16 protein-coding genes are annotated in these 21,260 nt (G+C 73.5%); 9 read left to right on the forward strand and 7 right to left on the reverse strand.

Translation table 11 applies throughout. The annotated features are described in order from the left end of the window. Window positions 1–78: 78 nt before the first annotated feature. Together PWG71_RS22750 and PWG71_RS22755 are read right to left on the reverse strand one after the other, a co-directional pair. Window positions 79–756, reverse strand: coding sequence for an SWIM zinc finger family protein (locus PWG71_RS22750; protein ID WP_274811975.1), 678 nt, complete (start codon window positions 754–756; stop codon window positions 79–81). Then, window positions 753–3,674, reverse strand: a complete 2,922-nt coding sequence (locus PWG71_RS22755) for a DEAD/DEAH box helicase (RefSeq protein WP_274811998.1) — start codon at window positions 3,672–3,674, stop codon at window positions 753–755. The genes PWG71_RS22750 and PWG71_RS22755 overlap by 4 nt, the downstream gene beginning before the upstream one ends. 256 nt (window positions 3,675–3,930) lie before the next feature. Between PWG71_RS22755 and PWG71_RS22760 the strand changes: the two genes are divergently transcribed. Beyond that, window positions 3,931–4,806, forward strand: a complete 876-nt coding sequence (locus tag PWG71_RS22760) for a DUF1963 domain-containing protein (RefSeq protein ID WP_274811976.1) — start codon at window positions 3,931–3,933, stop codon at window positions 4,804–4,806. A gap of 52 nt (window positions 4,807–4,858) precedes the next feature. Here the strand turns inward: PWG71_RS22760 and PWG71_RS22765 are convergent, their stop codons facing one another. Together PWG71_RS22765 and PWG71_RS22770 are read right to left on the reverse strand one after the other, a co-directional pair. After that, complete coding sequence (locus PWG71_RS22765; RefSeq protein ID WP_274811977.1) at window positions 4,859–6,244, reverse strand: MFS transporter; 1,386 nt, start codon at window positions 6,242–6,244, stop codon at window positions 4,859–4,861. Window positions 6,245–6,256: 12 nt separating this feature from the next. Beyond that, window positions 6,257–7,072, reverse strand: a complete 816-nt coding sequence (locus PWG71_RS22770) for a glycerophosphodiester phosphodiesterase (protein WP_274811978.1) — start codon at window positions 7,070–7,072, stop codon at window positions 6,257–6,259. 155 nt (window positions 7,073–7,227) lie between these two features. Here PWG71_RS22770 and PWG71_RS22775 point away from each other — a divergent pair, with 155 nt between their 5' ends. From PWG71_RS22775 to PWG71_RS22795, 5 genes are all read left to right on the forward strand, one after another. Continuing rightward, on the forward strand, window positions 7,228–7,710 hold the full coding sequence (locus PWG71_RS22775) for an Rv3235 family protein (protein ID WP_274811979.1): 483 nt from the start codon (window positions 7,228–7,230) through the stop codon (window positions 7,708–7,710). Window positions 7,711–7,939: 229 nt separating this feature from the next. Further along, on the forward strand, window positions 7,940–9,838 hold the full coding sequence (locus PWG71_RS22780; protein WP_274811980.1) for a S9 family peptidase: 1,899 nt from the start codon (window positions 7,940–7,942) through the stop codon (window positions 9,836–9,838). A 475-nt stretch (window positions 9,839–10,313) separates the two neighbouring features. Further along, entirely contained in the window at window positions 10,314–11,315 is a 1,002-nt protein-coding gene (locus PWG71_RS22785) for a C40 family peptidase (protein WP_274811981.1), read from the forward strand. Between the two features lie 21 nt (window positions 11,316–11,336). Further along, a complete protein-coding gene (locus PWG71_RS22790) occupies window positions 11,337–11,504 on the forward strand; it encodes a hypothetical protein (protein ID WP_274811982.1) in 168 nt (55 codons plus the stop codon). A 148-nt stretch (window positions 11,505–11,652) separates the two neighbouring features. Continuing rightward, window positions 11,653–13,320, forward strand: a complete 1,668-nt coding sequence (locus PWG71_RS22795) for a glycosyltransferase (RefSeq protein ID WP_274811983.1) — start codon at window positions 11,653–11,655, stop codon at window positions 13,318–13,320. A gap of 186 nt (window positions 13,321–13,506) precedes the next feature. On the opposite strand, the gene pstS is transcribed toward PWG71_RS22795, so the two are convergent. Beyond that, window positions 13,507–14,625, reverse strand: coding sequence for a phosphate ABC transporter substrate-binding protein PstS (gene pstS / locus PWG71_RS22800; RefSeq protein WP_274811984.1), 1,119 nt, complete (start codon window positions 14,623–14,625; stop codon window positions 13,507–13,509). A 218-nt stretch (window positions 14,626–14,843) separates the two neighbouring features. Here pstS and treY point away from each other — a divergent pair, with 218 nt between their 5' ends. From treY to treZ, 3 genes are read left to right on the forward strand one after another with little or no spacing between them, the layout of a single operon-like run. Beyond that, window positions 14,844–17,234: a malto-oligosyltrehalose synthase gene (treY, locus tag PWG71_RS22805; RefSeq protein WP_274811985.1), complete on the forward strand. Its 2,391-nt coding sequence runs from the start codon at window positions 14,844–14,846 to the stop codon at window positions 17,232–17,234. Between the two features lie 40 nt (window positions 17,235–17,274). Further along, entirely contained in the window at window positions 17,275–18,156 is an 882-nt protein-coding gene (locus tag PWG71_RS22810; protein WP_274811986.1) for a putative RNA methyltransferase, read from the forward strand. A 51-nt stretch (window positions 18,157–18,207) separates the two neighbouring features. After that, complete coding sequence (gene treZ, locus PWG71_RS22815) at window positions 18,208–20,010, forward strand: malto-oligosyltrehalose trehalohydrolase (protein ID WP_274811987.1); 1,803 nt, start codon at window positions 18,208–18,210, stop codon at window positions 20,008–20,010. 3 nt (window positions 20,011–20,013) lie between these two features. On the opposite strand, the gene PWG71_RS22820 is transcribed toward treZ, so the two are convergent. Together PWG71_RS22820 and PWG71_RS22825 are read right to left on the reverse strand one after the other, a co-directional pair. Then, complete coding sequence (locus PWG71_RS22820; RefSeq protein WP_274811988.1) at window positions 20,014–20,475, reverse strand: hypothetical protein; 462 nt, start codon at window positions 20,473–20,475, stop codon at window positions 20,014–20,016. Between the two features lie 197 nt (window positions 20,476–20,672). Next, window positions 20,673–21,119, reverse strand: a complete 447-nt coding sequence (locus tag PWG71_RS22825; protein ID WP_274811989.1) for a hypothetical protein — start codon at window positions 21,117–21,119, stop codon at window positions 20,673–20,675. Window positions 21,120–21,260: the final 141 nt, after the last annotated feature.

Here is a 21,260-nt window from a genome sequence, read left to right on the forward strand (position 1 = left end):
GAATCGTAACCGCCCGAGTCCGTTCCCACCGGCGTTTTCCCGAGGAAATCCGAAAGCGCGTATTCGATCGGCGGATGTTCACGTTCGAAGGGAGCCGAATGGGGGGAGTTCGTCGGCCACCGCCCCCGGAGCGGCTGTCCTGACGCGATCCCCGGCCCCGGACGGTATCTCCGGAGGTCCGGGCGGCATCGGTGCGGACCAGAACGCGGCCGCCGAGTTCGGCGCGTGTTCGAAGCGATCGTCACCGTCTTCGATTTTCGCCTCGGAGACATTATCCCCCGCCGTCTCCTCTGAGGTCGAAGGTCCTTTTATGGCGCCCTGCGCCATGACCTGTGAGTGGAGCGCGCGCCGATCCCGCCCCGCCCACCGGGTGAGCGTGAACGGATCCCGGTCGGCCTCGGCGCCCAACGCCCCGGCCACCGCCCGCAGATGCGCGCACACGCCGTCCCACCGGTCGCAGGAGCAGGTCGCCACGAGGGCGTCCCACCCCCGGGGCACCAGGTCCACCCCCAGCAGCGCGCACACCTCGCCGACCGGCACCGGCAGTTCGCCGGCCAGCACCCGCGCCCGGAACACCTCCTGGGAGGCCAGCGCCGCGCACACCCGTCCCCACGCCTCCTCCGGGGGCACCGTGCGGATCAGGCTCACCTCGTGCCCGCCCACCCGCGCCGTGATCTCGCCCGGGGCCACCGACAACCGCTCGACCGTGCCCGAGCCGGCGCCCAGGCACCGGGCCACCTCCCGCGACCAGCTCACGCCACGGCCTCCGGCGACAGGCGCACCACCTCGCGCAGGTCCTCCACCGACAACCCCGCCAGCCACTCCTCGCCCGTGGTCACCGCGCCCCGGGCCAGCGCGCTCTTGCGTTCGATCATCTCGTCCACCCGCTCCTCCACGGTGCCCACGCACACCATCTTGCGCACCTGCACGTCGCGCCGCTGCCCGATCCGGAACGCCCGGTCGGTGGCCTGGTCCTCCACCGCCGGGTTCCACCACCGGTCCACGTGGACCACGTGGTTGGCGGCTGTCAGGTTCAGCCCGGTCCCGGCCGCCTTCAACGACAGCAGGAACACGGCCGGGCCGTCCATCGACTGGAACCGCCGCGTCATCTCCTCCCGATCCGCGCGCGGGGTGCCCCCGTGCAGCCACAGCACCGGAACGCCCAGGCGTGAGCGCAGGTAGGGAGCCAACCGGTCGCCGAAACGGGCGTACTGCGTGAAGCAGAGCGCCCTGTCGCCCTCGGCGACGGCCTCGCCCAGGATCGACTCCAGCCGGTCCAGCTTCCCGGAGCGGCCCGCCAGGGCCGACCCGTCGCCGAGGAACTGGGCGGGGTGGTTGCAGACCTGCTTGAGCCGGGTCATGGTCGCCAGCACCAGGCCCTTGCGCTCGCGTTCGTCGGCCTCGCGCAGGCGTTCGGTCATCTCGTCCACCACGGCCTTGTACAGCGACGCCTGCTCGGGGGTGAGCGTGCACCAGGTGCGCATCTCGACCTTCTCGGGGAGGTCGGCGATGATCGACCGGTCCGTCTTGAGACGGCGCAGCACGAACGGGCCGGTCATCCGCCGCACCCGGGCGGTGTCGGGCCCCTCCTCGCCGGCCACGGCCTGCTGGAACGACGCCGCCGAACCCAGCAGGCCCGGGTTGGCGAAGTCCATGATCGACCACAGTTCGCCCAGGTCGTTCTCCACCGGGGTGCCGGTGAGCGCGATCCGGGTGCGCGCCGGCAGGGAGCGCACCGCCTTCGCCTGGAGGGTGTCGTGGTTCTTCAACGCCTGGGCCTCGTCGCACACCACCCGTTCCCAGGGAAGGCCCGCCAGTTCGTCGGTGTCGCGGGCGACCACGCCGTAGGTGGTGACGACCAGGTCGCAGTGGCCCACCAGCCGGGCCAGGGCGTTGGCGTGCGGCCGGTCCGGGCCGTGCTGGACGTGCACCCGCAGGTCGGGGGCGAACCGTTCGGCCTCCCGACGCCAGTTGCCGACCAGCGACACCGGGCACACCAGCAGGGTGGGGCCCGTGTCGCGCCCGCGCGCGTCGGTGAGCAGGGCCAGCAGTTGCACGGTCTTGCCCAGGCCCATGTCGTCGGCGAGCACCGCCCCCAAGCCCAGGTCGCCGAGGAACCGCAGCCAGGAGGCGCCCCGGTCCTGGTAGGGGCGCAGCTGTGCCTTGAACCCGTCGGGCGTGCCCATGGGCCGCCGGTCGGCGGCGGCGCCCCCGTCGAACAGCGCGCCCAGGGGGCCGTCCGCGACGACCTCCTCCACCGGTATCGGCGGGGCCCCGGCCGCGCCGACGGCGGCGCGCACCACCTCGTCGGGGCGCATCCGCCGGCCCCGCTCGGCGATCCACTCCAGGGCGGCCTGGACCCGCTCGGGGTCCATCTGCGTCCACCGGCCGCGCACCCGTACCAGGGAGCGCTTGAGGCGGGCCAGTTCGGCGAGTTCGGCCAGTTCGTCCTCGGTGAGCGGGTCGGCCGCGCCTTCGGGGTCGCCGCGCAGCACCGCCTCGAAGGACACGTCGACGAGGTCGGAGGGGCCCACCCCGCCGGTGCCTCGCCTGCCCCTGGCGGGTTCGGCGGTCATTCGCAGGCCCAGCGCGGGGCCCTTGCGCAGCTCGGGGAGGACCACCCCGAACCCGGCGGCGGTCAACCGGGGCGCGGCCTCGGCCACGAACCGCTGGGCGTCCTCGACGTTCAACAACAGCCGGGTGGGTGCCAGGTCGCCCAGGGCACGGCCCACCAACGGGTGGTGGCGGGCGGCCCGGCGCAGGTCGGCCAGGGCGGTGACGCCCACGTCGCCGGGCAGCCAGGCGGCGCCCTCGCCCGACCACACCTGTTCCAGCGGCAGTCGCAGCCCGGGGTCGGTCACCGACCGCACCCAGAACTCGACGGTCCAGGGGGTGCCGCGTTCGGGTTCGCGCAGCAGGAACAGCAGGGCGGCGCGACCCGCGCCGCGCACCCGCGCCCGCCAGTCCCTCAACGCGGGGCGCAACCGTGCGGCGCCCTCGGGGTCCATCGCGCCGTCGTCGTCCACGAGGGCGGCCGCGAGCAGCGCCCCGGGGGAGGCGGCCTCGGCCGGGTGGCCCGTGGGGCGGGCGGCCCGGCGGGCCAGGGCGTCGGTGAGCAGTTCCACGGGGGCCAGCACACAGGACCGGGCGGTCGTGTCGGGCCCCGCGTCGGGCAGGTGGGCGCGGGCCGAGGCGGGCAGGGCGGCGCTCAGCGCGGCCAGGTGCTCCTCGGCCCAGGTCATGGGCGCCGGTCGCCACCGCGCCCGGGGCGGGTCGCCGACCAGGTCCGGCAGCACGCACCCGGTCTCCACCAGGGTCCGGGCGAAGGCGTGCACCGCCTTGAGGTGCCGCAGTGACGGGCCGACGTCCCGGGGCATCGTGGCGCACCACCGCTCGGCGGCCGCCGGTGCCAGCCGCAGTCCGGGCACGGTCCAGGTGTGGAACGCCGCCGGTTCCGGGGAGGGGGCGGTGGACCGGTCGGGCGCGGCGGTCGTCCCGGGCAGTCGCAGCTCCAGGGTGACGGTTCCGGCGGGTACCGGGACCAGGTCGCGCAGTGCCCGGTGGCCGAGCGCGAACGGGTGCGGCCGGTCCCCGGCCCGCCCGCCGTCGGGGGCCTCGCCCTCACCCCACACCACCAGCGCGTCCCGATCCCACACACCGTGCAGCACCCGCATCCGTCCCCCCGTTCGCATCGCGTCCCAGTATCCCGGCCCCCACCGACACCCGGGCGTGGAGGTGATCGGGGTGGGGCGGGTCCACCGGGCCACGCGCGAACCTCGGCCCGGCATCGATGGGGCACGGGTGTCCACCGGCCGGCCGGGACGGTCGTCCCCGCCTCCCACTTCACCGGGGTGCCGGACCCCCGAGGAGGGTGTCGGCGGATGGGGCTAGGGTCGTTGCGCCTGCTGAGAGCACACCCTGGAGACGCGCATGACCCGCACCACCCCGCCCCGGCCGATCGACGTCGAGGCGCGCTTCCCCGAGTTGCGCGCGTGGCGGCGCGAGGCGGTGCGGCTGAACCCGCGTCCCGGCGTCCCCGGGCCCGGGGACGACTCCATGGGCGGGCCGCTGTCGTGGCCCGCCGACGAGACCTGGCCGGTGTGCGCGGGCGAGCACGAGGACATGGGCGACGGCCTTCCCGAGGAGGACGAGCCGTCCCTGGTGCCGATCGTGCAGATCCGCCGGGAGGCCGCCCCCGGCGTCCCCTTCCCCGAGGGCCGCGACCTGCTCCAGGTGCTGTGGTGCCCCTTCGACCACGACAACGGCTTCTACTGCCCCGAACCCCGGGTGTACTGGCGCACCGCGGCCGAGGTCGGCGAGGTGCGCCCTACTCCGTCCGCCCCGGCGGGAGCCCCGGAGCGGTACGTGCCCGTCCCGTGCGTCCTGCGACCCGAGCCGGTCGCGGACTACGGCCTGGCGGAGCTGGAACCGGGGCTGCGCAAGGAACTCGGCGAACGCCACTCCTCGTCGGCGGCCGAGGTGGGGACCTACCTGGACGAGCTGGTGCGGGTGCCCGGCACCAAGCTGGGCGGGTGGCCCGGCTGGGCCCAGGGTCCGCAGTGGCCCGCGTGCGCGGGCTGCGGGGAGGTGATGGAGCACCTGCTCACCGTGGCCTCCTGGGAGTTCTCCCCCGGATCGGAGCGACTGTGGACGCCGCCGGAGGACCGGGAGGAACAGGAGCGGGACGGGTTCCCGCCCGCGTTGGACCCCACCGGCCTGATGCTGGGCGATGTGGGGTCGATCCAGGTGTTCGAGTGCCGCTCCTGCCCCGGCCGTCCGAGCGCCTTCTCCTTCGACTGCTCCTGACACGCGCGAGGGCCCCGGCTCGCGCCGGGACCCTCGCGGTGCACGGACCGGGTCAGAGGCGTGCGGGGACCTCGTTGCCGACGGCGCGGATGCCCTCCTCCATGCGGGTGCGCCACAGCAGGAGGCCGCCGATGATGAAGAAGGCGATCAGTGACACCACCGCCACCCGGTAACCGCCGGTCACCGACACCGCGATGGTCACCGCCAGCGACCCCAGGAACGTCGATCCCTTGTCGGAGATCTGGTAGAGGCTGAAGTACTCCGCCTCCCGGCCCTTGGGGATGAGCTGGGAGAACAGCGACCGCGCCAGCGACTGGGTGCCGCCCAGCACCAGGCCGATGCCCACGCCCAGGGCGATGAACATGGGCACGTTCCCCGCCGGCAGGAAGTACGCCGCCGCGACCAGGCCGCTCCAGACGACCAGGGTCGCGAGCACGGTGTTCTTCGCGCCCAGGTACCGGGCCAGCCATCCGGTGGCGAACGCGCCGCCGAAGGCCACGAACTGGATGATGAGGATCGTCGTGATCAGGATGCCCTGGTCCAGGCCCAGGTCCTGGGTGGCGAACGGGGCGGCGTAGCGGATGGCCGCCTGCACCCCGTCGTTGAAGAAGATGAACGCCACCAGGAACAGGATGGTGTTGGGGTACTTGCGCATGTCCTTGAGCGTGCGTCCGAACTGGCGCAGCGACGCCCCGACCCTGGGTCGGCCGCCCAGGGCCAGCGCCCCGTACCGGTTGCGCAGCGGCCGCAGCGACAGGATGGTGAAGCCCACCCACCACACGCCGCAGGACGCGAACGCGATGCGGGCGGCGTGTCCGGCGTCGATGCCCAGCGCGTCGGCGTTCAGCACCAGCACCAGGTGCACGACCAGCAGCAGCGCCCCGCCCAGGTAGCCGATGCCCCAGCCGGCGACCGACACCCGGTCGCGTTCGTCGGCGGTGGAGATCTCCGGCAGGAACGCGTGGTACACCACGATGGAGAAGCCGTACAGCAGGTTGGCCAGCACGAACAGCGCCGACGCCACCAGGTACCCGTCGGTGGCGAAGTACAGGCCGACGGTGGCCGCCGAGCCGCTGAACGCCAACCAGAACAGCCAGCGCTTCTTGTTCCGGGAGTGGTCGACCATCGACCCGACCACGGGCAGCAGCAGGATCTGCAACAGGATCGCCGCGGTCGTCAGCGCCGGGTACAGCGCGTTGGGGTGCAGCCCGAACAGCCCCAGGGACAGGCCCGGGTCCAGACAGGCCTCGGCGGTGTCGGCCCCGACCGAGGAGCAGGCCAGGCCGCTCAGGTAGGGGCCGATGAGCACGGTGACCACCGAGGTGATGAACACCGAGTTCGCCCAGTCGTACAGGTACCAGCCGCGTTGCTCACGTCTGCGCTGTGTCGGGTCGGGGGAGGGGCCGGAGTGCGCGGTGGCCTCCGAGGCTTCGGTCATGGTGGGGGTTTCCTATCGGTTGCGGTGCGCGGTGGCGGTGTCGCCGGTCCATCGGCCACGGCGGACCAGGACGTCCCGGAGGGCGGTGATGTTGTCGGTGACGATCCCGTCGACCCCCGCGTCGAGGAGGCGTTCCATCACCTGGGGCTCGTTGACGGTCCACACGTGGACCTGGACGCCGAGCCGGTGGGCGGTGTGGATCAGGTCGCGGCTCAACACGGGGAAGGAACCCTGCCAGAGGGGGATCTGCGCGCACCGAGGGGCCCGGGGGGCCAACGGGCGCAGCAGCCCCGACAGGGAGGCCACGCGCAACCGGGCGACCTCGACGGGCCCGCACGAGGTGGTGACGGGGCGGGGGAGGAGCCGACGGGCCCGGTCGAGGCGGTTCTGGTCGAAGGAGCCCACACAGACCCGGTCCCAGGCGTCGGTACGGCGCAGCACCTCGATGAGGGGTACCACGGCCCCGTCGGACTTCAGGTCGATGTTGAACCGCGCGTGCGGCCAGGACCCGAGCAGCTCCTCCAGCAGGGGGACGGGCTCGCGGCCGCCGACCCGGGCGCGCGCCACCTCGCGGTAGGGCAGGTCGGCGATGGCGCCGTTCATGTCGGTGGTGCGGTCCAGGGTGTCGTCGTGGAACGCCATCAGCACACCGTCGGAGGTGGCGTGGACGTCCGTCTCCAGGTGGGTGTAGCCCATGTCGACGGCGTGCTGGAAGGCCACGGCGGTGTTCTCCAGCTCGGTGTGGCGCACACCCTGGTCGTCGGTGAGCCAGCCGCCCCGATGGGCGAGGGCCAGCGGGCCGGGGGAGGAAAGGTACGCGTGAGTCACGTTAGGCAGTATGCCTCCTGACCGGGACGTCGTGCCTCGTGGCGGATCGGTCGGTGGCCGAAACGAAACCTGGTATTCCAGGTGGCGATGGGCCGGAGGAGCGTGCTCTGTAGGTGGATGTGACCGGATGTCGTCCATGTGGAAGGGAAACGTTCATGTCCCACTCTCCCGACCGTCACCGGTGCCCCCGCCCGGTCTGCGCGGGCACGGTCGCCCCGCACGCCCGCCGGGGCCGTGCCGCCGACCCCTACCGGCCGATGATCACACCGGGCCGGACCCCGGTGCGCCGTCCCCTCCCCGGCCGCTGCCGTGCCGTGTTGGAGGGGCACCGGACCCCGGGCGAGATACGCCTGCTGGCGCAGCAGATGGCCGAGGTGCTGGTGGGGCGGCGCGCCCCCGAGGCGCTGCGCGACCGGTCGAGCCCGGCCGTGCGCGAGGAACTGCGCCGTCTGCGGGGCGCGCTGCCGTGCCGGTCGGCGCCCCGCCTGGAACGGGTCTTCCACCAGCGGTCGGGGGATCGGCTGGAGGTCGGCGCCGTGATCGCCTGCGATCTGCGCTCCCGGGCGTTCGCGTTCGGGGCCCGCCGTCGGGGCGGGGCGTGGGTGTGCACCGACCTGGAGACCGACGGTTCGCTGTGAGCGCCGGGGTGCGGGCGGATCGGTGTTCGAAACTCCCTGGATCTTCCCGGGGCGGCGCCGATAGTGTCCGTGGGGGACCGGCGCCCGGATCGGGGCCGTCCCCTGGCGGACAGGCCGACCGCACCCCACGGTCGTGCCCGGTACGCGGTGGTCCCGGACGGCGGGTCCGCCGCCGAACGAACAAGGAGAGGGCGCGCTCGTGCCCCCGTGCCGGGAGCGCCGTGACCGTATGAAACCCACTGACATCGTTCATCTGCACACCGTCGGCGCGCCGACCCTGGCGCCGGACGGCGCCCGCGCGGTCTTCTCGCTGGTCCGTCCGGACCTGGACGAGGACGCCTACCTCGGGTCCCTCTGGTCGGTGCCCACCGACGGCTCGGAGGCGCCGAGCCGGTTGACCCGGGGCGACCGGGACCGGGCCCCGGTCTTCTCCCCCGACGGCCGGTGGATCGCGTTCCTGCGACCGGACGGGGACAAGCGCCCGCAGATCCACGTCCTGCCCGCCCGGGGCGGTGAGGCGTGGAGGATCACGGCGCACCCGCTGGGCGCCGGGGTCCCCGTGTGGAGCCCGGACTCGACCCGGGTGGCGTACACGGCCCGCGTCCCCGAGCCGGGCCGGTACGTGGACGTGGAGCCGGGCAAGGAGCCGCCGCGCCGGATCACCTCGTTCAAGTACCGGTTGGACGGCCTCGGCTTCTTCGGCGATCGGCGTTCGCACGTGTTCGTGTCCGCGCCGATCGACCCCGCCCGGGATGCGGGCGAGCCGGTGCGGGTCACCGAGGGCGACTTCGACCACTCCGACGTGGCCTGGAGCCCGGACGGCCGTGAACTGGTCTTCGCGGCGGCCCGTCACGAGGATCGGGACGTCGACCTGGTCGTGGACCTGTGGGCGGCGGCCCCGGAGGAGGGCGCGACGCCGCGTCGGGTCACGGACGGGACCCTGGACGCCGGCGCGCCGAGGTACTCCGCGGACGGGTCGACCGTGTTCTTCCTCGGTGACCGTCTGGGCGACGACCTCACGGACTTCGTGGGCCGGACCACGGCGGCCTGGTCGGTGCCCGCCGACGGGTCGGCGGCGCCGAGGCGGCTCACCCCCGAGGAGGACCCGCGCCTGTCCGGCGTCCCCGAGGTGACGTCGGAGGGCCTGCTGGTCCTGGCGGAGCGGCGCGGCGCGGTGGACCTGCTCCTGGTGCCCTTCGAGGGCGGTGGGCTCCGCGAGGTGCTCGCCGACAAGGCGCAGGTGCAGTCGTTCGACACCGCGGGCGGGACCACCGTGGCGGTGGTCTCCGACGGTCGTGGCAGCGGTGAGCTGGTGGTGGTCTCGGAGTCGGGGACCCGGCCGTTGACGTCGTTCGCGGAGGGCGTCGACCCGCTGCCGATGACGGAACTGGTCGCGCACGCCGAGGACGGGTACCCGGTCCACGGCTGGGTGGCGGTCCCCGAGGGCGAGGGGCCGCACCCGGTGCTGTTGATGATCCACGGTGGCCCCTTCGCGCCCTACGGGCACCAGCTCTTCGACGAGACCCAGGTCTACGCGGCCGCCGGGTACGCCGTGGTGATGTGCAACCCGCGCGGCTCCTCCGGCTACGGCCAGGAGCACGGGCGGGCGATCATCGGCGCGGTGGGCGAGATCAGCGCGCGCGACCTGCTGGCGTTCCTGGACGAGGCGCTGAAGGACGAGCGCCTGGACGCGTCCCGGGTGGGGGTGATGGGCGGCTCGCACGGCGGGTTCATGACGACGTGGATGTCGGCCCACCACGGCGACCGTTTCCGGGCCGCCGTCAGCGAGCGCGCGGTGAACGCGATCGACAGCTTCCGCGGGTCGTCCGACATCGGTTCGCTGTTCCCCGAGCCGTTGTACGGGCCGGCGGAGACCTGGGTGGAGCAGAGTCCGCTCACCTACGCGGACCGGATCGACATCCCGGTGTTCATCATCCACTCGGAGGAGGACTGGCGGTGCCCGGTGGAGCAGGCGCAGCGCCTGTTCGTGGCGTTGAAGGCGCGCGGCGCCGAGACGGAGATGCTCCTCTTCCCGGGTGAGGGGCACGAGCTGTCGCGGTCGGGGCTGCCGAGCCACCGGGTGGCGCGGTTCGAGGCGATCCTCGACTGGTGGTCGCGGTACCTGTGACGGAGGCCGGGGGCGGGGGATCCCCGCCCCCTTCCTTTCGTTCACATGATGCACGTCACATTTTCGGTGGTTTTGACCTTGTTTTGGGTCTTTTTCGTCGGGCATGAACACGGGTCGTTTCCGCCCATCGGTGGGCTTTCCCGCATCTCCGAAGCAACCTCGCAGGTGGGAAGGTTGCCCAAGGAAAAGTAACGAAAGGGTCGCGTCCGGTCCAGGGGGTGGATTACTGTTCCCTCAGACCGGGTCGCCCCCGTGAGTCGCCACCAGGGCGACGGCACCCGGTGCCGCCGCGCTCCGCTCGCTCCAGAGTCCTTTTCCCAGGAGCGGAGGCCGCCGCAGAACGCCCGACACCCGCGGTCCCCCGCGTCGTCCGTCGGGACCCCCTCGCTCCCGCATCCCCTGCGCGCCCCCACCGGGCGTGCCCTCGGGATGCCCTGCGCCGGTAGGCGGGTGTGGGAGGAAGGCAGTCGGTCCCTTGACTCGCAACCCTGAATCCGGTGGCGCGCGCCGTCGTTTCGCGACGGCGGGCTTCGCGGCGCTGGGCGCGGTCCTGCTCTCCTCGGGCATCGCCGCGGCGGAGCCGACGCAGGAGGAGGCCCGTGAGCGGTACGAGCGGCTCCAGGAGGAGCTGTCGGAGCTGAACGAGACCTACAACCAGGCGCAGGAGGACCACGAGGCGGCGCAGGCCGAGCTCGACGACATCGAGGACCGGCTCACCGAGGCACAGGAGGAGCTGGACGCGATGGCGGGCAAGGTGGCCGGGATCGCCCGGGTCGCCTACACCGATTCGCCCTACAGCACCTTCACGGTCCTGTTCGGGGGTGCGCCGGACAGCGCGCTCCAGAACGTGGCCGACCTGGACCACCTCTCCGAGGGGCAGCAGGACGTGCTGGCCGGTTACATCGAAGAGGTCGAGGGCAGCGAGAGGCTGCACGACGAGGCCGCCGAGGTCGAGGAGGACGCCGCCGAGGCGCTGGAGTCGGCCGAGGCCGCCCAGGCCCGGGGCGAGGAGGCCCTGGACGAACAGGCCGAGGTGCTGGAGAGCCTGGGCGGTGTGGACCCGACCTCGGTGGGGACCGCCGACTCCGGCGGCACCGCCGCGGTGGCCGCCTCCGGCGACGTGCGGGCGGTGCTCGACTTCGCCCGCGCCCAGATCGGCAAGCCGTACGTGTGGGGCGGCACCGGACCGAACGGGTACGACTGCTCGGGTCTGGTCCAGGCCGCCTGGCGTCAGGCCGGCGTGAACCTGCCGCGGACCACCTACGACCAGGTGAACGCCGGCACGCGCGTCTCCCGCGACCAGGTGCAGCCCGGCGACCTGCTGTTCTTCTACAGCGAGTCGGCGCCCAGCCACGTGGGGATCTACTCGGGCAACGGGATGATGATCCACGGCTCCAACCCCTCCAAGCCGTTGGAGGAGGTGTCCCTGGCCGCGTACTGGGACGGTGTCTTCACGGCCGCCGTCCGCGTCGGCTGACCGGGGGCGTATTCTCCGCTCATGGGACGTCTGCTGATCAAGGTCTCCGCCGGTCTCGTGGTCGCCCTGCTGCTCCTCTGGGTGCTGTCGTCGCTGGTGGGCCTGTTGGTGTGGTGGGTGATGGCCGCTTCGGTGATCGGTCTGGCGGCCCTGGGGATCGCGATGGTGCGGGCCCGGCGGCGTTCCTGATCCCTTGTTCCGCGCGCCCGGGGCGCCCCGCGGCACGGGCCGCGGGGCGCCTTCGCGCGTGTGATGCGTGTGCGGGGAAGGCGGGAGGGTCCGGGGACACCGGGGCAAGGCTCCCCACGATGCCGCGAAACAGGGCTATAGTGACTCTGTGTCACTGAATAAACACGTAGGGTCTCATGTCGACGGGGTTTCGCACCGCGGGCGGGTCGAGCGGGTCCTCACCCGTGTCTTCCGCAACGACTGGAGTGCGCTGACACCCCCCGACATCGGCGGATGGACCCCCGACCTGAGCGTCAGCGTCGTCATCCCGGCGCGCGGCGGACAGGCCCGGCTCGACCTGACCCTGGCCGCGCTCGCCGGCCAGACCTACCCCGAGCACCTGATGGAGGTCCTGGTCGTCGACGACCACTCCTCCCCACCGCTGCGCCTGCCCGCCCTGCGGCCCCGGCGCTGTCGGATCCTGTCCACGCCCGAGGGCGTCTGGGGTGCCGGCTACGCCCGCGCCTACGGCGCGCACGCCGGCACCGGCGACATCCTGGTGTGGCTGGACGCCGACATGATCGTGGACCGGGAGTTCGTCGAGGCCCAGGCCCGGTGGCACCACGTGCACGCCGAGGCCGTCACCCTGGGGCGGGTCCGCTTCGCCGAGACCGTCCCCGAGAGCCCCGCCGAGGTCCTCGCCCGGGTGCGGGCCGGCACCCTGCGCGAGGAGCCGGACCACGGCCGCCGCCACGAGTGGATCGAACGCGTCCTGGCCGACAGCGACGACCTGCGCGACGCCGACCACCTGGGATTCCACGCCTACGTGGGAGCGGCGGCCGCGGTGCGGCGCAGCCTGTACGAAGCGGCCGGGGGCGTGGACCCCGACCTGGACCTGGGGCAGGACACCGAGTTCGGCTACCGGTTGTGGCAGGCCGGCGCGGTCATGGTGCCCGAACCCGCCGCCACGGCCTGGCACGTGGGGCCGGCCGGCACCGCCCGCACCCGGATCCCGTCCCAACGGTTCCGCACCGAGGTCCTGGCCGAGGTCATGCCCCACCCGCACGCCTACCGCGAACGGGTCCCGGCCCACCGTCGGCGCGTACCGCTGGTGCACGCCGTCGTCGACGTGTCGGGGGCGCCCTACGACCTGGTCCGCGGATGCGCGGACCGGCTGCTGGACAGCGCCGAGACCGATCTGGCGCTGACCCTGGTCGCCGACTGGGAGGGCGCGGGCGGCCGTTCGGGCGGACCGGGCGGCCCGCACCTGGACCTGCGCCTCATCCAAGCCAACTACCTGCGCGAACCCCGGATCTCCTTCGCCTCCCGGGCGCCGCGCACCGGGTTCCCCTCTCCGTTCCTATTGCAGGTCCCGGTGGCGTGGGGGCTGGGCCAGGTGGCCCTGTCGCGCCTGCTCGCCGGCGCCGAGCGCTCCCGGGCGGGACTCACCGAGCTGTTCCCGGCGGCCTCGCCGACCCGGGACGCGGGCGTGCGGCTGTGGCGGACCCGGGCCCTGGCCCGGGCGATGCGGGTGTGCGATGAGGGCGAGGACCTGGGGAACGTGGTGGCCGAACTGCACGGTCGCTACCGGATCCACGCGGGGGAGGAGACGCTCACCGACCTGTCGCTGTACCGCTCGGTGCCACCGCCGCCGCGCAGTGGATCCGACCCGGCCGGGCCGCCGGTCCGGGCGCGGGCGACGGTGAAGGCGGTGCCCGCCGCCGACCTCGCGGAACGGGAGGAAGAGGACGACGACCGGGGGAACGGGGAGCGGGGAACGATCGTTCGGTGGCGTGACCGGTGGAGGACGCTGACGCGACGGTGGCGGCACCGGTAGGTCTCGGGGGTCCGACCGCGGCGGGCAGATGGGGGAAGACACCGACCCGGAGGCGGGCGGACCCCTCCGAAGGCGCGCCGACCTCAAGGTCCTCACCCGTTGCGACGTTGCCAGTACGTAAGGTACCCGATGCGGTGCGGAGAACGGGCGCGCCGCACCGGCGACGCGCCCTCACCCGCGCCCGGGTCAGGAGACGGCGTCGATGGACGCCAGCAACTGCTCGCGCAGGGTGTCGTTGACCGGGGTGGAGCCGGTCTCGTCCGAGACGGCCTGCTGGCCCTCCTCGCTCACCAGGTACCGCAGGAAGCCCTTGAGCCGCTCGGCCTCCTTGTCGTCGGGGTAGTCCAGGCACACCGACTCGTAGCTGACCAGGACCAGCGGGTAGGCGCCCTCGGCGGTGGTGCCGTAGTCCAGGTCCAGGGCCAGGTCGTACTCGCCGCTGGCGTCCTCGCTGCGCGGGGAGTCGGCCACCACCTGGGCCGCGGCCTCGGGGGAGATCTCCACGAACGTCCCGCCCACGCCCACGGCGACGGTGGACATGTCGTGCACGTGGGACATCTCCACGTAGCCGATGGAACCCTCGGCGCGCTTGACGGTGTCGGCGATGCCGCTGTTGCCCTGCGCGGACTCGCGCGGGGTGATCGGCCACTGCCCGTCGGCCTCGTGCGGCCAGGCCTCGCTCGCGGCCTCCTCCAGGTACCGGGTGAAGTTCTCGGTGGTGCCGGAGTCGTCGGCCCGGTTGACGGGGGTGATCTCCAGGTCGGGCAGCTCGACGTCGGGGTTGGTCTCGGCGATCTCCGGGTCGTCCCACCGGGTGATCTTCTGGTCGAAGATCTTCGCGATGGTGTCGGGGCGCAGGTCGAGGGAGTCGATGCCCTCCAGGTTGAACACCACCGCGATGGCCACCACGTAGGCCGGCAGGTTGATGGTGTCGGAGCCCTCGCAGCGCGCGCGGGCGTCCTCGTTCTCCTCCGGGCCCACGGCGGCGTCGGTGCCGGCGAAGGTGACCGCGCCGTCGATGAACTGGTTGCGGCCGCCCCCCGAACCGATGGAGTCGTAGTAGACGCGGGCGTCGTCGCAGGCCGACTGGTATCCGGCGATCCAGGTCGTCATCGCGTTCTCCTGGGCGCTGGACCCGGCCCCGGAGATACTGCCGGAGAAGCACTCCAGGTCGTCGGGGACGGCCGGAGCGGCACTGTCGCGGACGGCGTCGTCGCTGCCGCACGCGGTGGTCGCCAGGAGCAGCCCGGCGAGGACGGCACCGGCGGCGGCGTGGGTCCGGTTGCGCTTGTTGGACGGGAGCACGGCTTGCTTCTCACCCTTTCGTCGATGTCGGTGAGCCCCAGTGGCCACCGACGCGTCGCCCGTCGTGGGCGCGTTGTGGCAGGTGATGGAACACCGCCGAAGATTTAACCATCACGCCCGTACCGACCCGCACCGGCCCCTGACGGCCCCGTTCGGGGCCGGACACGACGGATCCGCGTGCATGACACGCGGGCGCGGCGGGCACGGGTACAGGCGTGATGAGCACGTATGACATCTCCGCCGCCGTTCCCGTGACGTCAACCTACCGCCTGCAACTGCGCCCCGGGTTCACCCTGGTCGACGCGGTGGGGACGGTGGACCGACTGGCGCGCACCGGTGTGGGCGCGCTGTACCTGTCACCCATCCTCCAGGCCGCCCCGGGCTCCGACCACGGGTACGACGTGGTCGATCCCACACGGATCTCCGCCGAACTGGGCGGCGAGGAGGCCTTCGCGGCACTGGCGGCCAAGGCCCACGAGGCCGGGATGGCCGTGGTGGTGGACATCGTCCCCAACCACATGTCGGTGGCCCGGCCCGACGCCAACCCGTGGTGGTGGGACGTGCTGGAGCGCGGCCGGGCGTCGGCCTACGCGCGGTGCTTCGACATCGACTTCGACACCGGACCGATACCGATCCCGGTGCTGGGCGACGACGGCGACGGAGGCCGGGCCGCCCTGGCCGACCTGCGGATCGTGGACGGCTCCATCGCCTACCACGACAAGCACTACCCCATCGCCCCGGGCACGCACACCCCGGGCGAGGACGTCGCGACCGTGCACGAGCGCCAGCACTACCGCCTGGTGTCCTGGCGGCGCGGCGACTCCGAACTCACCTACCGGCGGTTCTTCGACGTCAGCGAGCTGGCGGCGGTACGGGTGGAGGACCCGGGCGTGTTCGAGGCGGTGCACGCCGAGATCCTGCGCCAGGCCGACCTGGGCCGCGTCGACGGCCTGCGGATCGACCACGTGGACGGGCTGACCGACCCGGGCGGGTACCTGCGCACCCTGGCCGCCCGGTTCCCCGGCTGGATCGTGGTGGAGAAGATCCTGGCGCCCGGAGAGGAGATCCCCCGATCGTGGCCGGTCGCGGGGACCACCGGCTACGACGCGCTGCGGGTGACGGGCGGGGTGTTCACCTCCCCGTCGGGCGAGGCCGACCTCACCACCCTGGCCGCCGACCAGGGGGTGGAGGTGGACGTCGTCACGGTGGACGCCCACGCGCGCCACGCGGCGGCCACCGACCTGCTGGCGGCCGAGGTGCGGCGGATCTGCGCCCTGGTGCCGCCCCGGCCGCCCCGCGACGGCCGGACCCTGGACGCGGTCGCCTGGGAACGACGCCGCGACGCGGTCGTCGAACTGCTGTGCGCCTTCGACGTGTACCGCTCCTACCTGCCCGAGGGGGAGGCCGCCTGGACACGGGCGGTGGAGACGGCGACGCACCGCCGCCCGGACCTGGAAACGCATCTGGAGGTCATCGACGACCGGGTCCGCGCCCACCCGCGCGGCGAACTCGCCCGACGCCTTCAGCAGACCAGCGGCATGGTCGTGGCGATGGGCACCGAGAACACCGCGTTCTACCGGGCCACCCGGTTCGTCGCGCTCAACGAGGTGGGCGGGGACCCGGCCGACTTCGCGGTCGCCCCGGAGGAGTTCCACACCGACGCCGCCCTGCGCGAGGCGCACACCCCGCACACCATGACGGCGCTGTCCACCCACGACACCAAACGCTCCGAGGACGTGCGCGCCCGCCTGGCCGCGCTGTCGGAGGTGGCCGAGGGGTTCACCGAGGCGGTGCGGCGCTGGACCGACCGGTGCGCCCTGCCCGAGCCGTCACTGAACCTGCTGGGCTGGCAGACCCTGGTGGGCGCCTGGCCCATCGACGCCGACCGGCTCACCGACCACCTGCTCAAAGCGGCCCGCGAGGCCCGGCTGGGCACCTCCTGGATCGCCCCGGAGCCCGACTTCGAGGACCGCGTCCGTGCCTGGCCGGGCCGGGTGCTGGGGGACCGGGCCCTGCTCGGCGAGGTGCTGTCGGTGGTGGGCTCGATCCGGGAGGCCGGGTGGTCCAACGCGCTGGGCCAGAAGGCGGCGCAGCTGCTGGGACCGGGCGTGCCCGACGTCTACCAGGGCACCGAACTGTGGGACCTGTCCCTGGTCGACCCCGACAACCGCCGCCCGGTGGACCACGCGCTGCGCGAGGAGATCCTCGAACGCCTGGAGTCGGGGTGGCGTCCGCCGATCGACGACACCGGCGCCGCCAAACTGCACCTGGTGCGCACCTGCCTGCGCGCCCGCCGCGACCTGGACCCGCGCGGATACCTGCCGCTGGAGGCCTCGGGCCCGGCCGCCCGGCACGCCCTGGCCTTCGCCCGCACCTCACGGGGCGCCGCCCACCCGGACCTGGCGGTGGTCGCCACCCGGCTGCCGTTGACGCTCGACGACGCCGGGGGGTGGGCCGGCACGGTGCTGCCGCTCCCCTCGGGTCCCGGAACCTGGACCGACCTGCTCACCGACCGGGAGATCGCCCCGACGAGCGTCGACGGCCTCACCGCCCCGCCGCTCGCCGACCTGCTGGACCACTACCCGGTGGCGGTGCTGCGCCGGCGCTGAACCGGGACCGGCCGGGGCGCCGGTAGGCTGACGGGCGATCATGACGAGTACGAACACCGCCGGCGGCCCTCGCCCTCGCCCGCGCATGCCCGAGACCGTGGCCGACGCCCTGGCCTGCCCCGCCTGCGGACATCCGCTCACCGCCGCCGACCGGGGGATGGGGTGCGCGGCCGGGCACGTGTTCAACGTGGCCCGCGAGGGGTACGTCAGCCTGCTCACCGGCGCGACCCCGCCCGGTACCGGCGACGACAAGGCGATGGTCGCCGACCGGGTGCGGTTCCAGCAGGCCGGACACTACGCGCCCATCGGCGCGGCGCTGGCCCGGGTCGTGGCCCGCGAGACCACCGACGCCCCGTTCGTCGCCGACGTCGGCGGCGGCACCGGCCACTACCTGGCGCACGTCCTCGACGCGCTGCCCACCGCGACCGGGCTGACCGTGGACGTGTCCAAGTTCGCCGCCCGCCGCGCCGCCAAGGCCCACCCGCGGGCCGGCGCGGTCACCGCCGACGCCTGGCGGGGGCTGCCGCTGCGCGACGGCACGGTCGACGCGCTGCTCAACGTGTTCGCGCCGCGCAACGCCGAGGAGTTCGCCCGCGTCCTGGCGCCCGGCGGGATCCTGGTGGTGGTCGTCCCCGACGCCGGCCACCTGGCCGAGCTGCGCGCCCCGCTGGGGTTGCTGTCGGTGGACCCCCGCAAGGACGAACGCCTGGAGAAGAGCCTGCACGGGGTCTTCGAGCCCGTCGCGGTGGAACCGCTCCGGTTCACGCTCGCACTCGCCCGCGAGGACGTCGCCACCGTGGTCGGCATGGGCCCCAGCGCCCGCCACCTCGACCCCGCCGACCTGGACGCGCGCATCGCCGCCCTGCCCGCGCCGGTCGCGGTGACCGCGTCGACGCGCCTTCACCTGTACCGGCCGCGCTGAACCGGTGTGTCGCGCGGGTCGCCCCCGCGCGGCTCGGGTAGACCGTTCCATGTGAGCCGATCGGAGATCATCACCACCGGGTCCACCACACCGGGATCGGGCGTGGACGGCGATTTCGCGGTGTGGGCGCCCCACCGCGACCGGGTGCGGTTGCGCCTGGGGGCGGCCGACGACCCCGCGCCCCGGGTGGTGGACATGGAGCGCGACCGGGGCGGGTGGTGGCGGGCCCGGGTCGACGGCGCCGGGCCCGGCACCGACTACGCCTACCTCCTCGACGAGGACCCCGTCCCGCTGCCCGACCCGCGTTCCCCGTACCAGCCGGGCGGGGTGCACGGCCCGAGCCGGGTGTACGACCACGGGGCGTTCGTCTGGACCGACGACGCCTGGACGGGGCGGCCGCTGGCGGGCGCGGTGGTCTACGAGGCGCACACGGGCACCTTCACCCCCGAGGGCACCCTGAAGGCGGCGATCGACCGGCTCGACCACCTGGTCGACCTGGGCATCACCCACGTGGAGGTGATGCCGGTCAACGCGTTCGACGGCGTTCACGGCTGGGGGTACGACGGGGTGCTGTGGTACGCGGTGCACGAACCCTACGGCGGCCCGGACGCCTTCAAGGAGTTCGTCGACGCCTGCCACGGACGCGGACTGGCCGTGCTGCTGGACGTGGTCCACAACCACCTGGGCCCCTCGGGCGCCTACCTGCCCCGCTTCGGTCCCTACTTCTCCGGGGAGAACGCCTGGGGGCCCTCCCTCAACCTGGACGGCCCCGACTCCGACCCGGTGCGCCGGCACGTCATCGACAACGCCCTGGGGTGGCTGCGCCACTTCCACCTGGACGGGTTGCGGCTGGACGCGGTGCACGCCCTGCGCGACGACCGGGCGGTGCCGATCCTGGAGGAGCTGTCGGCCGAGGTGGAGGCGCTGGCCACGGGCCTGGGCCGACCGCTGTCGCTGATCGCCGAATCCGATCGCAACGACCCGCGCACGGTGCTTCCCCGGGAGGCCGGCGGCACCGGGATGACCGCCCAGTGGTCCGACGACCTGCACCACGCGCTGCACGTCGCGCTCACGGGGGAGACCCACGGCTACTACGCCGACTTCGCCGACCCCGAGGCGCTGCCCACCGTGCTGAGCCGGGTGTTCCGGCACGCCGGTACGTACTCGTCGTTCCGCGGCCGGACCCACGGGGCCCCGGTGGACCTCGCCCGGGTGCCCGGACACCGCTTCCTGGGCTACCTGTCCACACACGACCAGATCGGCAACCGGGCCCGGGGCGACCGCATGGGCGAGCACGTCCCCCCGGGGCTGCTCGTCTGCGGTGCCGCGCTCCTGCTGTGCTCGCCCTACACGCCGATGATCTTCATGGGGGAGGAATGGGCGGCCACCACCCCGTGGCCGTTCTTCGCCTCCTTCACCGACCCCGACCTGGTGGAGGGGGTGCGCAACGGACGTCGCCGGGAGTTCGCCGCGCTGGGTTGGGACGAGGAGGAGATCCCCGACCCGATGGACCCGGCCACCCGGGACGCGGCGGTGCTGGACTGGTCACAGACCGAGGCGGACGTCCACGCCCTGGTCCTGGAGACGTACCGGGCGCTCATCGCGCTGCGGCGGGCCGAACCGGACCTGGCCGATCCGCGCCTGGACCGGTTCGCGGTGGTGGCCTCCGGCGACGGTCGGCAGCTGGTGCTGGTGCGCGGGACACTGCGGGTGGTGTGCAACCTGGCGTCGGACGGCGCCGAGGTGGAGCTGGACGCCGTCCCGCACGAACTGCTGCTGGCCAACGGGGTGCCGGAGATCGACGGGGAGCGGGTGGCGGTGCCGGGCGAGTGCTTCGCGATCCTGCGGGTCTGAGGCTCAGCCGGGGGCGCCGGTGAACTCCAGGCGGTAGTCGTAGTGTTCCACCGCGATGATCAGTTCTCCGGTGTCCTCGGGGATCGCGCAGGTGTAGGGGATGGCGTAGGAGCTGGTCGTGGCCTCGCCCAGGACGCGGTCGGTCAGGGCCGGGTTCCGGTTCCCGCCCGCCGCGCAGTCGACGGACAGGTCCGACAACCCGAAGGTCCGACCGGTCTCGGGGACCTCCACGTTCAGGACGAACGCCACCCTCTCCGAACCGAGGAGGACGACGTCGTCGATCGTGTACAGGGCCTCGGCGTCGAGATCACGCCGGTACTCCTCCGGGTGGGCGCCCACCGGATGGGCGACGACGATCGATTCGCCGAAGCCGGCGCCGTCCGTCTCGGGTTCGGGGCCGGGGGTGCAGGCCGTCAAGGTCGGGATCAGCGCCAGGAGTGCGACGCTCGGGGGGAGGTTTCGCATGGTGGAACACTAGCGAAGCCTCCCCCCGAACGGTCGGGAACGCAGAGGTCGGAATACGCGGATCCGCCGATGGGCGACCCGGCGCCGAGGCGGAGCAGGACACCGGCCCGCGCGAACCGCGGCCGACGGGTGCCGAAGATCGGCGGGAGCGGGTGGCGGTGCCGGGCGGGTGCTCCGCGATCCCGCGGATCCGAGGCTCAGCCGAGGGCCCCGGTGAACTCCATGCGGTGGTCGTAGTGCTCGACCGCGATGAGCAGTTCCTCCGCGTCCTCCGGTACCGCGCACACCATCGCGAAGGGGTGGGTGCCGCCGTCCGCCTCCCCGAACTGCTCCTCGCTGCGCGCCGGGCCGTGGTGTCCGCCGGACTCGCACACGGCGGTCAGGTTCCTCAGACCCGAGGTCCGGCCCAGTTCGGGGATCTCCACGGTGAGGGTGAAGGTCACGATGCCCGGAGAGGGGGAGACGACCTCGTCCACGCTGTACAGCACGTCGGCGGTGCGGCCGGGGATGAATTCCGACTCGTAGGCGCCCACGGGTCGGGGAACCGCGGCGGACTCCCCGAATGCGACGGTCTGCGTTCCCCCCGAGGCGCAGCCGACCGCGAGCGGAACCAGGGCGAGGGGGAGGAAGGGGAGTTTTCGCATGGGTGGAGCCTAACGAACCCTCGGTCGGCGGTGGGTGACGGCGCGAACGCCGTCACCCACCGGCCGGGCGGGCCGACCCCGACCGCGGCGTCGTTCCCCTTCGGCACCCCCTCACACCGCCGTGGACGACCGCGCCGGGGC

It is taken from the genome of Nocardiopsis sp. N85, assembly GCF_028882275.1.
Lineage (GTDB): Bacteria > Actinomycetota > Actinomycetes > Streptosporangiales > Streptosporangiaceae > Nocardiopsis > Nocardiopsis lambiniae.